At 52.9% G+C, this 14,264-nt stretch carries 16 protein-coding genes; 3 read left to right on the forward strand and 13 right to left on the reverse strand.

Going from position 1 to position 14,264, the window contains the following annotated elements:
* The first annotated feature begins 74 nt into the window (after nucleotides 1-74).
* Entirely contained in the window at nucleotides 75-1,298 is a 1,224-nt protein-coding gene (locus D7M11_RS11350; protein ID WP_240041057.1) for an ROK family transcriptional regulator, read from the forward strand.
* A 123-nt stretch (nucleotides 1,299-1,421) separates the two neighbouring features.
* On the opposite strand, the gene D7M11_RS11355 is transcribed toward D7M11_RS11350, so the two are convergent.
* Complete coding sequence (locus D7M11_RS11355; protein WP_476703835.1) at nucleotides 1,422-1,706, reverse strand: HU family DNA-binding protein; 285 nt, start codon at nucleotides 1,704-1,706, stop codon at nucleotides 1,422-1,424.
* 212 nt (nucleotides 1,707-1,918) lie between these two features.
* Nucleotides 1,919-3,397 (reverse strand): stage IV sporulation protein A, encoded by a 1,479-nt coding sequence (spoIVA, locus tag D7M11_RS11360; RefSeq protein ID WP_120747333.1) that lies wholly within the window; start codon nucleotides 3,395-3,397, stop codon nucleotides 1,919-1,921.
* A 443-nt stretch (nucleotides 3,398-3,840) separates the two neighbouring features.
* Between spoIVA and D7M11_RS11365 the strand changes: the two genes are divergently transcribed.
* The gene (locus tag D7M11_RS11365; protein ID WP_240041077.1) at nucleotides 3,841-4,740 is read left to right on the forward strand and encodes an AraC family transcriptional regulator; all 900 of its coding nucleotides are present in this window, start codon (nucleotides 3,841-3,843) and stop codon (nucleotides 4,738-4,740) included.
* Between the two features lie 13 nt (nucleotides 4,741-4,753).
* Here the strand turns inward: D7M11_RS11365 and D7M11_RS11370 are convergent, their stop codons facing one another.
* The 6 genes from D7M11_RS11370 to D7M11_RS11390 form a co-directional block, all read right to left on the reverse strand.
* On the reverse strand, nucleotides 4,754-5,509 hold the full coding sequence (locus D7M11_RS11370; RefSeq protein ID WP_240041058.1) for a hypothetical protein: 756 nt from the start codon (nucleotides 5,507-5,509) through the stop codon (nucleotides 4,754-4,756).
* A 25-nt stretch (nucleotides 5,510-5,534) separates the two neighbouring features.
* Nucleotides 5,535-5,879, reverse strand: coding sequence for a 2Fe-2S iron-sulfur cluster-binding protein (locus D7M11_RS11375; protein WP_240041059.1), 345 nt, complete (start codon nucleotides 5,877-5,879; stop codon nucleotides 5,535-5,537).
* A complete protein-coding gene (locus D7M11_RS11380) occupies nucleotides 5,876-6,529 on the reverse strand; it encodes a nucleotidyltransferase family protein (protein WP_120747335.1) in 654 nt (217 codons plus the stop codon). Before D7M11_RS11380 ends, D7M11_RS11375 begins: the two co-directional genes overlap by 4 nt.
* Nucleotides 6,492-6,620 (reverse strand): hypothetical protein, encoded by a 129-nt coding sequence (locus D7M11_RS37740; protein ID WP_275671685.1) that lies wholly within the window; start codon nucleotides 6,618-6,620, stop codon nucleotides 6,492-6,494. The genes D7M11_RS11380 and D7M11_RS37740 overlap by 38 nt, the downstream gene beginning before the upstream one ends.
* A 22-nt stretch (nucleotides 6,621-6,642) precedes the next feature.
* Nucleotides 6,643-6,813, reverse strand: coding sequence for a DUF2768 family protein (locus D7M11_RS11385; RefSeq protein ID WP_338042486.1), 171 nt, complete (start codon nucleotides 6,811-6,813; stop codon nucleotides 6,643-6,645).
* A 288-nt stretch (nucleotides 6,814-7,101) separates the two neighbouring features.
* Nucleotides 7,102-8,412 (reverse strand): ABC transporter substrate-binding protein, encoded by a 1,311-nt coding sequence (locus D7M11_RS11390; RefSeq protein ID WP_120747337.1) that lies wholly within the window; start codon nucleotides 8,410-8,412, stop codon nucleotides 7,102-7,104.
* A 276-nt stretch (nucleotides 8,413-8,688) separates the two neighbouring features.
* Between D7M11_RS11390 and D7M11_RS11395 the strand changes: the two genes are divergently transcribed.
* A complete protein-coding gene (locus D7M11_RS11395) occupies nucleotides 8,689-9,561 on the forward strand; it encodes an ArsR/SmtB family transcription factor (RefSeq protein ID WP_240041060.1) in 873 nt (290 codons plus the stop codon).
* A gap of 102 nt (nucleotides 9,562-9,663) precedes the next feature.
* On the opposite strand, the gene D7M11_RS11400 is transcribed toward D7M11_RS11395, so the two are convergent.
* The 5 genes from D7M11_RS11400 to D7M11_RS11420 all read right to left on the reverse strand — a co-directional run bounded on the left by D7M11_RS11400 (nucleotide 9,664) and on the right by D7M11_RS11420 (nucleotide 14,222).
* On the reverse strand, nucleotides 9,664-10,887 hold the full coding sequence (locus D7M11_RS11400) for a fibronectin type III domain-containing protein (RefSeq protein WP_120747339.1): 1,224 nt from the start codon (nucleotides 10,885-10,887) through the stop codon (nucleotides 9,664-9,666).
* A gap of 177 nt (nucleotides 10,888-11,064) precedes the next feature.
* Entirely contained in the window at nucleotides 11,065-11,790 is a 726-nt protein-coding gene (locus D7M11_RS11405; RefSeq protein WP_120747340.1) for a hypothetical protein, read from the reverse strand.
* Between the two features lie 2 nt (nucleotides 11,791-11,792).
* Complete coding sequence (locus D7M11_RS11410) at nucleotides 11,793-12,539, reverse strand: hypothetical protein (protein WP_120747341.1); 747 nt, start codon at nucleotides 12,537-12,539, stop codon at nucleotides 11,793-11,795.
* 11 nt (nucleotides 12,540-12,550) lie between these two features.
* Nucleotides 12,551-13,768, reverse strand: coding sequence for an SPFH domain-containing protein (locus tag D7M11_RS11415; RefSeq protein WP_120747342.1), 1,218 nt, complete (start codon nucleotides 13,766-13,768; stop codon nucleotides 12,551-12,553).
* A gap of 175 nt (nucleotides 13,769-13,943) precedes the next feature.
* Nucleotides 13,944-14,222 (reverse strand): stage VI sporulation protein F, encoded by a 279-nt coding sequence (locus D7M11_RS11420; protein WP_120747343.1) that lies wholly within the window; start codon nucleotides 14,220-14,222, stop codon nucleotides 13,944-13,946.
* Nucleotides 14,223-14,264 lie beyond the last annotated feature (42 nt).

Consider the following 14,264-nt stretch of genomic DNA (forward strand, 5'->3'; position numbering starts at 1 on the left):
AGATTACTGCAATTGACGACTAAGGCCACATTCAAACTTGTGTCTGCTTACATGGCCCTAAGGAGAGAAACCGCGTGACCAAGCCGCTTATTGGCAGCTTTCAGCTGATGAAATCGCTCAACCGCTCGATCGTGCTGACTACGATCCGCAGCCACGGGCCCATATCCAGAGCCGAGATCGCCAAACGAACTGCGCTCACGCCTCCAACCGTGACCAATATCGTGGGCGAGCTGATGAACGAGAATTTCGTTGTCGAAAGCGAAATCGGAGCCTCCAGCGGAGGACGCAAGCCGATTCTGCTCCGGCTCAACGCCTCGTTTTATTCGATTATCGGCATCGACGTGGGCGTCGGCACGATCAAATCGATCGTAACCGATCTGGACGCAAACGTGATCCACGAGTGCCGCAGAAGCTTGCCGCCTTATCCCGATGCCGATACGTTCATGGAGCAGTTGAACGGCTCGATCGCCGAATTGCTGGAAGCGGTAGGTCCTGACCGGCCCGTTATCGGCATCGGCGTCGGCATGCACGGCCTCGTTAATCCGGAGGAGGGCGTCTCGGTATTCGCCCCGAACTTGCGGCTGCGGAATATTCCAATCCGCGAGTCGCTGGAACGGGAGTTCGGTGTGCCCGTTTACGTGGAAAACGACGTGGTTGCGATGGCGCTTGGCGAATTGTGGTTCGGGGGCGGGCAGGATGTCGATCATTTCATATGCGTCAATATCGGGGAAGGCGTCGGCGCCGGAATCGTGCTGAACCGGCAAATATTTCGCGGCAGCAGCTTCGCCGCCGGTGAGATCGGTCACACGACGGTTGATCTGAACGGTCCCCGCTGCAGCTGCGGCAATTATGGCTGCTTGCAGACGCTCGTATCCGGACCGGCGATAGCGGAAGCGGTTCAGAATGAAATCGCGCTCGGCAGACGCAGCGAACGGCTCGAGTCGGCCGCGGCGGGCAGCCTGCGGACGATAACGGGAGAGTTTGTGTATAAGGCCGCGCTCGAAGGGGATGAGCTGGCTCGGGAAGTGTTTCGAAAAGCCGGACGGTTGCTCGGCATCGGCCTGACGAACATGATTCATACGCTTAATCCGCAAAAGGTGATTCTCGGGGGCGGCGTATCGGCGGCCGGTCCGTTCATTACGGAGCCGCTGGAGGAAACCGTAAAAGCACGTGCGCTGGAATCGTCGATCCGTCATTTGACGATCGAAACTTCGCGTCTCGGCAACAGGGCTACCGCTATCGGAGCGGTCACGATCGTGCTCGAAAGGCTGTTTGCTCCGGCACAGCTTGCCGAGTAACGAAATATATTGGCCGAATCGTTACTTGCTAAACGTAAAAACAGTGCCTGCTTCGTAACAGGCACTTGGGACTACACATAATGTTCGGGTTTGAAGATTGTTCAGACTATGGGCTTAGAGCCGTTATTGCGCGCATACGTCGCGAAGCTGCTTGCCCGGTTTAAATGCAGGCACCTTGCTGGCCGGGATATCGATCTCCTCGCCGGTTTGCGGATTGCGACCTTTACGAGCGGAACGTTCACGAACTTCAAAGTTTCCGAAGCCGACAAGCTGCACTTTGTCACCGCTTTGCAGTGCGCCGGTAATCGCCTCGAAAACGGCGTCTATCGCTTTAGTAATGTCTTTTTTGGACAAGTCGGTCGTTTCGGCCACTTTGGCGATCAACTCCGATTTATTCATGCCATTCACCTCCCCCCACGAACTATACCGTTTGGCGACTTTCCGTACTTAAGGTACCGCCGGGGAACCCGGGAAAGCGCCGTTACTCTCTGTGTTCACCGTTTTCCCGCAAAATATACGTAACTCACGCATAAAATATGGATTCGAGCGCATAAACAGCAAAAAAAAGCGTACAGCCTTTCTCTCCGGGAGAAAGGCTGTACTTTTTTGGGCATGCCGGGTCACAAAATAATCGCGATCAGTCCGCCCGAGCCTTCGTTAATAATCCGGCCCAGCGTTTCCTGCAGCTTGTAGCGCGCGTTGTCCGGCATCATCGCCAGCTTGCCCTGAATGCCCTCGCGCACGATCGAATTGAGCGAACGGCCGAATATATCGGAATCCCATATTTTAAGCGGGTTTTCCTCGAAATCCTGCATCAAGTACCGGACGAGCTCCTCGCTCTGCTTCTCCGTTCCGATGATCGGGGCGAACTCGGACTCGACATCGACGCGGATCATGTGTATCGACGGCGCTGTCGCCTTGAGTCTTACGCCGAAGCGGGAGCCTTGGCGGATGAGCTCCGGCTCGTCGAGCGACATATCCTCTAGGCTCGGCGGAGCAATGCCGTAACCGGTTGTCTTGACCATCTCGAGCGCCTCGGCAAACCGGTCGTATTCCCGTTTCGCGTGAGTGAACTCCTGCATGAGCTGGAGCAGATGATCTTTGCCGCGAATTTCGACGCCGACGACTTCCATCAATATTTTATCGTACAGCTCGTCGGGCGCGTACAGGTCGATTTCCGCCACGCCCTGCCCCATATCCATGCCGGCCAGCGCCGCCCGTTCGATAAAGTCGTACGTGTCGAACTGGGTGACGACACGGTCGACGTCCCGCAGACGGCGAATGTCCTTCACCGTATTGCGAACGGAGCTTTCGAAGTGGGAGCGGAGCCAGTGGTTCTCGCCGAGCACCATAACCCAGCTAGGCAGATTGACGTTAACCTCGTGTACCGGGAACTCGTAGAGCACCTCGCGCATCACTTGCAAAATATCGTCTTCCGTCATTGTAGCGACGCTTGTCGCCATGACGGGAATATCGTATTTGGCGGCCAATTCGTTGCGCAGCTCGATCGTTTCCGGCGCGGTCGGCTTGAGCGAGTTCACGATCAAAATAAACGGCTTGCCGACTTCCTTCAGTTCGTTGATGACCCGTTCCTCCGCCTCCACATAAGAGGCGCGCGGAATTTCTGCGATCGTGCCGTCGGTCGTGACGACCACCCCGAGCGTCGAATGCTCCTGAATCACTTTGCGCGTCCCGATCTCCGCCGCTTCCTGGAACGGAATCGGTTCGTCGAACCACGGCGTCGTAATCATCCGGGGACCGCTTTCGTCCTCGTATCCTTTGGCGCCCTGCACCGCGTAGCCGACGCAGTCGACGACCCGAACGTTAACGTTCAGCCCTTCCGCGACGTTTAGGCGTACTGCGTTGTTCGGCACAAATTTCGGCTCGGTCGTCATAATGGTCCGGCCAGCAGCGCTTTGCGGCAGCTCGTCGGTTGCCCGGACCCGTTCGGCTTCGTTTTGAATGTTCGGCAGTACGAGTGTTTCCATGAACCGTTTAATAAACGTAGATTTCCCTGTTCGGACCGCGCCGACGACTCCAAGGTAGATGTCCCCCCCGGTGCGCTCCGCAATGTCCTTAAAGATATCCACTTTCTCCAATGAGATCCCCTCCTAGGCAGGATAATGAACGAAGCTGGTGTCGCTGGCCGGATGGTGTGCGGCGGCGGCCGCCATTTTCACTCGAGAGTAGCGACGAAACTCGTACATGTTTTTGACTAGTAAAAATATATGTACTAGGTTTTGCGATTATGACAGAGTCCATTTTAAAAGTTTTGCCTTGTAAATCGATGGAATCTATCGATCTATGAGCAGGTCGGCTTCGCTGTTACCCATTCACCACTATATGTCGGCCGCTCCCCGTTTATTCCAGTTCATTCCGACTTCGTCCGGACATGCCCCCAGCATAGGCCGACTTCAAGATGGGAGAAAATTTCCTAATCTGATTCGTTTTGTGGAGAAAAATTTGGTGCTAATTTTATAGATTTCCTTTATAATGCAAGGTAACCTGCCTTTGCTCGGAAAGGAGGAACATCCCCTTGAGTGTGGATTTGAGTCTGATCAATCATCGCCCGGAGACGAATAACGTCGTGGAGCGGCATTTTCGCCGGTTTCCCGTGTTCTCGCGCAAGGAATCGTTAAAAGCCCACCCGTACAAGCTGCATGTGCAGCCGGGTATCGAAATCAACCTCAGCCTGGCCGGTTCGGCCATCTACGTGATCGGCGAGCGTTTGTATACGACGACCCCGGGTCAATTGCTCATTTTTCCCGGCCATATCCCGCATCAGGTTTTCGTAGACAAAAACGGCTGCTACCGCAGAGCGGTCGTCTGTATCGACTATCCCACGATTCATCGGGAGCAGGACTCGTATCCATTCCCGCTCTCTTCTCTCGACTGGTTCGACAACGTGTCGTGCTATCAATTTCAGCTGCAGGCGAAACCGTTTACAACGATAAAAAAAGCCGCCGCGCAAATGCACAGCGAGCTGCTGGAACAAAAAAAGGGCTGGCAGCGAATGATCATCGCGGAGCTGCTCAGCCTGACTGTTACGGTGGAACGAGTAGTGGACGAGCAGCTCGCAGCCGAGCACCGCTTATCGCAGCGGCATACATCGCGGGACCTGACGGCGCAGTGCTGCAGCTTTATCGAATCCCGTCTGTATGACGACTTATCGCTAACAAGCGTCGCCGAACGGTTTTACGTCTCGCCCGAGCATTTGACCCGGACGTTCAAACGCGATACGGGCGTCGCCTTTTACCAGTACGTGCTGCAGGAGCGCATTCAGGAAAGCAAACGGATCATGCGGACGAATCGCGACCTTTCGCTGACGGAAATCGCCTATTCGCTTGGGTTTGCCTCCTCGTCGCACTTCAGCCGCACGTTCAAAAGCATAACCGGTCTGACACCCCGAGAATACCGCCTGCAATCGCATTCCGAGCCATGACCGGATAAACCGCCTAATCAGCTGCCGCTTTCGGTTCGCCGTCCATCCAAAAGTAAGGGAATGATTTGGCCGGGACATACGGGGATTCGGAGACAAGCAAGCTGCGCAGATCGGTATGCGCATCCGCCGACTTCAGCCCTTTACGCTCCATCGCCTGCATAACCTCGGGCGCGTAATCGATGCCGACTCGTCCGTCCCGATCGATAATATAGCCCAAATATTGCCGCGAGTATACGCTCTGCACCTGCTCCGGCTTTTTGCCCATTTTGGCGAAATCAAGCCGGTATACGTCGCGGCCGGCCGGCTCGCCGAACGGCAGCTCGCCGTATTTCGCTTTCCGAAACTCGTCTACCTGCTTCTGGATATCTCCCGCTTTCTGGTAGGCGGCGAGATCCATCAGTTTCACTTCCGGCTTCTCGTCCGGATTCACCAGCACGAACAGGAACGATCCGCCCTTCTCAAACGCTACGGACGGCACTTGTCCCAAGTAAGGTCCGCTCGTCATCTTTTTCAAATCCAGCACATACTTCTCATAAATCGGCGTATTCGTATCCGAGTTTTTGATCGGCAGCACGCCGTTTTTTTGTTTATAAAGATCGACTGCATTTTGCACGACCAAAATACTTTCTTTGGCCGTCACCTGATTTTCCTTGCGCATTTCCTTCGGATACATGCAGCCGGACAGCAAAGGCAGCAGCGCGGTAAGCGCGACGATTCCCTTCCACCTTTGCCCGCCTCCGGCTTTCAAACGTCTTGCAAATGCAAACATCGGTCTTCCCCTTTCTCCGGACTTCTTACCACAAATCCTCATCTTCCCGCTTCGCCAGCTGGGCGCGTATGGCCGCCTTAAGCGGGTCTTCCGGCACGGCGACGGTACAGTCGCCATTCACCTTCGCTTGACAGGCAAGCCGGTAGCCATCCGCCAGCAAACCGCCCAGCTTGTGCCGCTCGTTGTCCCCCGGAGCGGACAATCCGGCTCCGCCATCCGCCGCGACGACTTTGCACATCAGGCAGGAAGCGTTGCCGCCGCAGCGGGTACGAATAGCCACGCGCGCTCTCCGCGAAGCGTCGAGAACGGAAGTCCCCCGTTTGACCTGAGCACTTTTGTTATCCGGCATAAACCGAATTTCAGGATTCACCCGTTCCCACCTCCAAGCGGGGAGGGCAAACCAAGAAGCTCCGCTATCCAGTCTGCGTATGCCGTTCCTATCCGATTGCCGCGCATCAGCTCGTCCATCAAAGGCAGATGGCGCTCGGGGGCCATACGCATCGTCTCCGCAAGAAACCAGTAACGGTCTTGGCGCTCCCGCAGCACATTAAACAGCAGCTCGTGACCAAGCGGCATGAGCGGGATCCTAATGCCGTCCGAAACCGCCGTATCCGCATAAACGCTTAATAGCGAGCGGACTCTCACCTCATAATCGGCCTCGTCCAGTCTCACCTTCAAGCTGCCGACAAGCTCCACCTGAACACCTTCTATCGAATAATGGCTGAGCAGCGAGCCGTACATGCCAGTTTCGCTGTAAACCTGCTCGTCCGTAGAGAAGTCGGCCAGCGCCGCATGAATCCCCGGAGCATCCTGCACATCCGCATACACATCCAGATCGCGAGGAGCCGCAGGAAGCGGGACGTTCTGAAGCAAAGCTCCGCAGCTTCCTCCTACGAGCCATTTGCTATCGCCATGTTCTAGCCGCCCGCCTATTACCCGCAGAGCGCGCAGCACGGCGTTCGGCACCAGTCCCTCGGCAGGCTCAAAAATACGGTTTGTTGTGTACGGTAATTTCTCCATCGCTTGTCACCTTCGTCTGGCACCCTAACCGGAATCCTTGCTCTACCGACTCGACCGTTTTGCGTTTCAAGCGCCCCTTCAGCTCGATCAATCTGCTTTCCCTCCGTCTTCCGTTAAATAATCGATAGCAGCATATACACGACGGATACAAGCAAAATAACAAAGGCCACGATCGAAACGACGCCTCGTACGGCGCCCTTCAACTTCACCCTGGCAAACGTAATGAGAAACGAGGCCAGCACCATCAGCCCCATTCCGATAAAAGAGGCCCACATCTTATCCATGCTGCTCAAAAGGAATCACCCTATTTATGATTTGTTCGCCAATGATTATAGCATTTTCAATACTCGTTTGGGAAATAGATCGAGCCCGTGGCTGCAAACGGGAGGGATATGGGGGGGCAAAACGCAAAAAAAAGAAGAGGCTGTCCAATAAGTCTCCAAAATAAAAAGGTTGGACGAGAAAACGTAAGGTTTCCGTCCAGCCTTTTTATCTGCTTTTGCGAGTAAAGTAAAGCTAATTTCGTTCGGTGGAGAGATAGGGGATGAAGGCACTACATCGTAACGAAAAAACTAACCGCCGATCTGATCTTTAATGTATTGATTCAGCTTCTCTTGCGCGTTCCGCAAAGACGTATTGACATCGACGCCCTTAGTAGCCGTTTCCTCCGCAGCCGCGTTTATGATACTCCTGGCCTTCTGGTCGTATTTCGTATGCTGGTGCAGCCCTTGCGGGAGCATAAACAACGCATCCGTATGCTTGCCTTTCAAGAAAGACAGATCCGTGCCGAAGTCTTTCCGGATTCCTTCCGATTCCCGTAATACCGGTACTTCGCCGCCTTTGTTTTGCAGCTTCTGGACTTCTTCTCCAACGAGATAAGAGATAACTTGAAAAGCCTGCTCTTTATGTTTGCTTGCCGAGGAAATCAGGAAGTTCTGCGATTCCACCTGCCATGCGTAACCTTTGCCCTTGTCAAAAGTCGGGACCGTCGCCATATCCCAATTAAACGTTTGCCCATTCGTCGCCATTTTTTTCAACTCGCCGAACATATCGGCGGACCAGTAGGCTGCCATCCCGTTTGTTTGTTGTTTTATAAACTTGTCGACAGTAGTCGGTACTTTGCCGTCCGTTATGTATCCGGGTAGCGAGTAAATCGCCTTATACTGATTGAACAACCTCTGCCATCCGTCTGTTCCCAGAGCAGCCTCGTTCGTTTGTTTATTCACATAAGGCAATACAAGTCCCATCGCCATCCGGTCCGCCCCTCCGACCAAGAGTCCGTAATATTGCACGTTGCTCTCTTTTCGGGTCAGTTTTCCGGCCAGGACGGTGGCTTCCTCCCAAGTCATGCCGTCTTGCGGATAAGGAATGCCGAAAGTATCGAAAACATCCTTGTTGTAAAATAAAGCGGGAACGTTCATTCGGAAAGGAAGCGCCAGCATATCTTCTTTATCGCTAAACGTCTTGATCGCGCCAATCGCATCCGGGTTGTACTTCGATAGGTCGGTCTTGAACTTTTTGATGTACGGACCAAGATCTTCAATTACTTTTAGATCTTGCAAAGCAGGAATTCCCGGCAAACCGGACATTAACAGATCCGGTGTTTCGCCTGCGGCAATCAAATCTTCCAACTTGCCGCCGACTCTCTCTACAGTGATATTCGGGTACTTCTTGGCGAGTTGATCGACGAAGTAGGCCTGGAAATTTTCATCGTTAAAAGCGCCATAACTTACCATAAATTTGAGCGTAACGGGATCGGAGCTGATCTGAACCGCTTCCGAATTTACTCCACCCTGATCTTTCCCGCCGCTTTCTTGGCCACCGCAGCCGTTCAGGAACAACAATAAACCTGCCGCTGCTGCGCAAATGGTTGTTTTTTTCACTTGGATACCGCCTTCCCCTTTGAATAGTTTTGTTCATGTTGGGAAATCGCTTTCACACTAATACGGTTTGTTTGGTTTGTGAAAGAGCCTCAATTCGACAGGTAATGGGTCACCTCCATCTAATTAACAAAAAAACTATCTTAATTGTATTTTGGTTAATATAATAGATTACCTTTTTTATTTTGTCAACGCATATATTGACTAGTTAACAATTTGGTTATATAATCAGATGAGTTAGGAGTGTGCCGCATGATAGTAGACGTGACAACGAAAAATATGAAAGTGCTGGAGTGCTTTTCTTCCGAAACGCGAGTTCGGATCATCGAATTGTTGAACGAGAAGCCTTACAATATCGGGGAACTCGCAGAGGCATTAGGTATGTCCTCAGCCATCATTACAAAGCATATCCAGAAGCTGGAGGAAGCCAGGATTGTTTTTACGGAGAACACGGTAGGCAAACGAGGTACGCAGAAACGCTGTTCCTTGAATGTGGAAAAGATGACGCTGGTGCTCCGAACGGCCGAAAATAAAAAACCGCAAAGCGGATTTACTGTCGACTTGCCGGTCGGGCAATACACTCAGTATAAGGTTCGGCCAACTTGCGGAATGGCGTCCTCCGTCAAACGTATCGGCATGATGGATGACCCTCGTTACTTCGACGACCCCGAGCGCACGATGGCAGAGCATCTCTGGTTTGCAAGCGGTTTCGTCGAATATCGGATTCCGAATTTTTTGGTCGGGCAAGAAACCGCGTCCTGCATAACCATTTCTTTGGAGATCTGCTCCGAGGCGCCTTACTATAACGATAATTGGCCTTCGGATATTACATTTTCCATCAATAACACGGTTGTCGCTACTTGGACTTGTCCGGGGGATTTCGGCAGCAAGCGTGGACAATATACACCTGAGTGGTGGGTAGATACCCAATACGGGCTTCTGAAGGTCCTCTCCGTTACCGATGAAGGTACATTTATCGATGGGGTCAGGTTTTCCGATGTTCATATTCAACAACTGCATATAAAAACAGGACAGGAGCTGCTCTTTCGAATCGCATGTCCGGAATCCGCTGCGAATTGCGGAGGTGTCAGTCTGTTTGGCAAAAACTTCGGCAACTATCCGCAAGATATTCGGGTAACGGTTTCGGTTTAGGCTCATTCCTGCAAATACAGATACACAAAAGGCTGGCCGGAAAACATTACGTTTTCTCGTCCAGCCTTTTTCTTCTAAGCGTATGACTGGAGCGCCGGCTTGCTAACGCCGGGTATAGGCGTTCACCTCAAAAGAAATGATGCTGTCGAACGTCACGTAATCTTTGCGCGAAGCGAACGGTCCCCGGTTGTTGTCGTGGCGGTCCAGTACGTACACAGCCGGTCCTTGCCCGCCGGATCGTTGTGTGTACCAGAGGACGAATGCGTTCGCTTCCGCCGCGGACAAATCGTATTCCTTCATCAGGCGATCCGTCATCGTCAGAACAAGCAGCGCCCGATCGGGTGCAGCAGCGACGGGAGTCGCGGTTACCGGTCCGCTCGGATAACTTTCGCCCGAGCCGTTAAGAGCGGAGACGATGTAGGAGTAGGTCCGGCCATTCTCCGCCGAGTTATCCGTGTAATAGCCATAGACGGTTTGCGCTACCGTCGTATACGTATTGCCGGGTTGCTCCGCACGTTTCACGTTGTAATAAACGGCGCCCGTCACCGTTTCCCACTGCAGCAGTACCTGGCTATCGCCGGCAACAGCCGTCAGATGGGTCGGTGTGACCGGGGGCGGCAGCATCGGATAAGTGTACACCTGAGCCGAAGGAGCGCTCTCGCCAAATTCATTGAAGGCGGATACGACATAAGAATAAGAATAACCGTTCATGACCGAGTGATCCTCGTATTTCGTCGCGCCATAAACCGTCTGGATAACCGAGTAGGGGCCTCCGTAAGTGGAACGTTTGACTTTGTAACCGGTAGCGTTAGGCTCCGCGTTCCACTCCAGCTTCACGTTCCTATCCCCGCCGACCGCCTTCAAGCCTGTAGGCGTATTCGGAATAATGTGGGACAACGAGCCGTAAATGTCCATCTCGTACACACGTACCGGTTGTCCGGGATTCGCGGCCGTTACCCGGACCGACTTCACCTTCGATACTTCGATCGGAAAAGGCGCGGTAGGCACGGTCGTCGAAGCGCCTGAGGCGGCAACGCCGACACCATAAACGTCGAACAAATACAATTGAGCGTCCGGCGAATCGGCATAAAACACAAATCCGTTCACGTCGACGGGCCGATCGAAGTTCCATACGATCGCATCGCCGCTCACGGTCGCATACGTCTGCCAGTTACCGTCGGTGACCGCATATTGGCTGCCGGTTGCGGTCTGCCCCGGAACCCAGCGCAGCAGTCCGGGCGCGATCGGACCCTCTGCCGCATAGGCGGGCAAGCTCCCGAACAAGAGGCCAAACATCATAAGCCACACTAACCAAGTCTTTCTCATGATCCACTCTCCCTATAATGATAAGATGATGTACGTTTGGGAACGTACGTTCTCATTATAGGAGCACAGGCTGTTTGGAACAACTTTACATTTTGGACAATTCGGCGTTGCGCGTATAGCTTATTGTCCTGCAAAAATAAACAAACCCGGCGCAACGGGCCGGGTTTTGTTCCCATTTTATGTTTTAGCGGCCTTTGTCGGATATACCAGACTTGTACCGCAATAGTCGCAAACCACCGTCGCTCCCGGCTGGACCACACTGCGCGAGCCGCAGCCGGGGCATTCCACATCTTTGGGCTGCAATCCGGCTGGTTTTGGCGGCGGCGTTACCGCGGCGGCCTTCGGTTCGAAGCTGCCGCTGTACACCTCCGAACGATAATCCGAACGATGCTCCTTACGGTGGTAAAGATCAACCTGATATTCGCTTACCCGGCCGTCGAAATATCCAAGCCAAATCATCCGTTTCAAATCGTTGACAACCATCTTGCGGCGTTGCCGGGATAGCTTTGCGATCTCCTCTATCTTGGTTACGTTTCGATCCACGATCAGATTGTAATAGAGGGAATAAAGATCATCCAGCCGCTTTAATCTCCGATTGCTCTGCCACAGCAGGATAATAGCTGGAACAAGGAAAAAAATGATCATTACGACGATAATGCTGACTGTCCCCTGCCATGTAATCTCTGGATCGGTTGAAGTAACGAGCGGGAGAATGATCACATAGATAACGAAAAAAACGAGTAAAATAGCGCCGCCCGCTTTCATATCTCCGCTTTTTTGAACCTTCAAGTTGTAGTGCAGGATAATCCGGATCAATAACAACAAAAGCCCGATCGGGAAAAACACAATGAGACCCGCGATCAGCCAGCCGTTGGAGATTATCGGTTTGTCACTCCATTCCAAAGCTACACCCTCTTCTCTATCTTAAATTCTCCTGCTTGCCTGTTCCTGCGAGCCAAATCCTCGGTAATGTCGACGATCAGTTGACGGGATAGCTCAATATTGCCCTTATCTTCCTTATTCTGCTCCAGCTTCCGCACACACTGCTCTAGAGCATCGATCTGCCAAAGCATGCTGTCTTCAGCAATCGGCATCGTACCGCGAGGAACGGAGGCGCTGTACGTCAGCTTCTCCAACAACTCCCTTAGTTCGCCCCTCAACCCTTCATGATCGGCCCAGTCGAGCCGATCGAGTGTCTGCTGGATCGACCTGAGTTTCGCTCGCATGCGATCGATCAGTTGCGTTTGTGCGGTAGTCCGCTTCGCCTGGTCGCCAACGTATTTCGAGTAGGCGAGCGAGAGACCCATTCCCGTCCCCCAAACGACCAGCGTTGCCAGATGAATAAGGATATACGCAAACAACGAAACGGACCAAACAAGCCAAAACAAAACGATATGCAGCACAACAGCAGCACCATACAGCGTGGTAACAGTCACGAACAGCAGGCGAGCCGGCAAAGATTTCCCCGCTGCACCGGCGGCGTTCGCATAAACGATCAGCCGCCAGCCCATCGTTTCCGCGAACAACAGCGCGAGTAGGGAAACGAACCGGACTCCCGCATCTGCTCCCCACTCACCGGCGGCCAAAAACAGGACAACCGTCAGCAGCAAAACGATGCCGTACAAACTGGCAAATAGACGATTGATGTTCATCTCGACTCGTTTCACCCGACCTTATTGCCGCATTCGAGACAAAATTTTTGGCCCGGTTGAAACGGTTTCTGGCATCGGCCGCATGTACGCGTCAAATTCGTTCCGCACTCCCGGCAATACAACGCCTCAGGCGCATTATCCGCTTTGCAAGCCGGGCACGGGTTGTACGCATTGCCGCAATTGGCGCAAAATTTCGAGCCTTCAGGCAGCAAATGGCCGCACTCGTTGCAGGGCACCGTATTAGGAGGAACCGGCTGCGCCTGAGCAAGCTCGCTTCCGCATTTGCCGCAAAACTTGGCTCCCGGCCCGTTAGGGGCCGAACATTGCGGACATGTCCGGGAATCCGAAACGGTTTCGGTATACGGCATCACGCGTGGTATCGTTTGGCCGGCCGCAGACCCAAACGCTTTTCCCAGCTCGAAACCGAGCCCCGCCCCCGCATATGCAGATGGAATCCCTTCGCTTTTGGCCGCTTGTTCGATCGCGTTGAACGTTCGTTCCTGTCCATACGAATAACCCAGGATGTCCATCTCCGCTTTTTTGGCCAGCGCTTCCTTTAAACGACTGATCGAGGGGTCGTTTTCCGGCATATTGATCGAATCGATATTGAAATGCACGAGGCGAAGGCCGTATTCCGCAAAACTGGCGGCAACCCGGTCATAAATGCCTTGCGAGATGTCCGTGAGATACGCATGAATATCCAAAATGCTGATTTTTTTAAGGATGAGGTAAGAAGAGATCAGCTCTTTAATATTCATCATCAAAATGCCCCGGAAATATTGGACCAGCGAAGCCTGATCGAATTGCGAAAGCGTCCCGACCAGCTTCGAGACAAACCGGCGAGTATCCTCGACTTGGACTGCCATTTGGCCGAAGGCACGAACCGACACGAACATTTGATATTTCGGCTCCTGCAGTTGGATCGGCGTTTGCGTCCCCCATTTCGCATCCATCCGGGTCGTTTTGCTTACAAACACGACTTCAGCAGCAAACGGGGATTTGCCACCAAACGGCAAATTGACTAGGGTGGACAAAATCGGAATATTTTGCGTCGACAACGTGTGCGTGCCCGGACCGAACAAGTCCAGCGCTTGTCCGCCTTTATAAAACAACGCCTCCTGGGATTCGTTGACGATCAGCTGGGTCCATGTGCCTAACTGTTGATTCGGGTGTTTCCATACCAGTACGTCCGACGGACCGTCGAAGCGTAAAACGTCTATTATTGCCATCGCCAACAATTCCTTTCGCTACATATCGCCATAATTTGCTAATCTTAACTATACTACGAAAAAATCCGTTTGAGGACTCATTTTAGATGAAAAATATGGGCAAAAAAGACGACCACCTCCCAAAACCGGAACGGTGATCGTCTATTCGTTTCGCGCCTATATAAATCGGTTCAAGCTACTTCTTCATCATCATCTTCATCAATTGCTCCATGTTGTTCGGGTTCATGCCGCTTTTCTGCACCGCGTTCACGATCTCGTTCACGGTCGACTCCGACACGGGAACCTTCACCATGCTGGACACTTGCTTGATCAGCTGCCGCAGCTGCTTCTCGCTCTGAATCGTCGACGGTTTGACGCCGCTCGCCAGTTTGTGTATATCTTTCTCGGAGACGTTTTTGCCGGCTTTCTTCTTGACCGCGTTCAGTACGTCCTTCGAAATATCTTTTCCGCTCATGCCTGACCTCCTCATACGATGACATACCGTATTGTATGAGTG

The organism is Paenibacillus ginsengarvi (assembly GCF_003626695.1).
Lineage (GTDB): Bacteria > Bacillota > Bacilli > Paenibacillales > NBRC-103111 > Paenibacillus_AB > Paenibacillus_AB ginsengarvi.

What these genes read in the sequence shown, in the direction of transcription:
- D7M11_RS11385 (WP_338042486.1), bottom strand. Translation starts at nt 6,813, where the DNA reads ATGGATAAGATGTGGGCCTCTTTTATCGGAATGGGGCTGATGGTGCTG.
- D7M11_RS11395 (WP_240041060.1), top strand. Translation starts at nt 8,689, where the DNA reads ATGAAAGTGCTGGAGTGCTTTTCTTCCGAAACGCGAGTTCGGATCATC.
- D7M11_RS11420 (WP_120747343.1), bottom strand. Translation starts at nt 14,222, where the DNA reads ATGAGCGGAAAAGATATTTCGAAGGACGTACTGAACGCGGTCAAGAAG.
- D7M11_RS11410 (WP_120747341.1), bottom strand. Translation starts at nt 12,539, where the DNA reads ATGAACATCAATCGTCTATTTGCCAGTTTGTACGGCATCGTTTTGCTG.
- D7M11_RS11380 (WP_120747335.1), bottom strand. Translation starts at nt 6,529, where the DNA reads ATGGAGAAATTACCGTACACAACAAACCGTATTTTTGAGCCTGCCGAG.
- D7M11_RS11415 (WP_120747342.1), bottom strand. Translation starts at nt 13,768, where the DNA reads ATGGCAATAATAGACGTTTTACGCTTCGACGGTCCGTCGGACGTACTG.
- D7M11_RS11400 (WP_120747339.1), bottom strand. Translation starts at nt 10,887, where the DNA reads ATGAGAAAGACTTGGTTAGTGTGGCTTATGATGTTTGGCCTCTTGTTC.
- D7M11_RS11370 (WP_240041058.1), bottom strand. Translation starts at nt 5,509, where the DNA reads ATGTTTGCATTTGCAAGACGTTTGAAAGCCGGAGGCGGGCAAAGGTGG.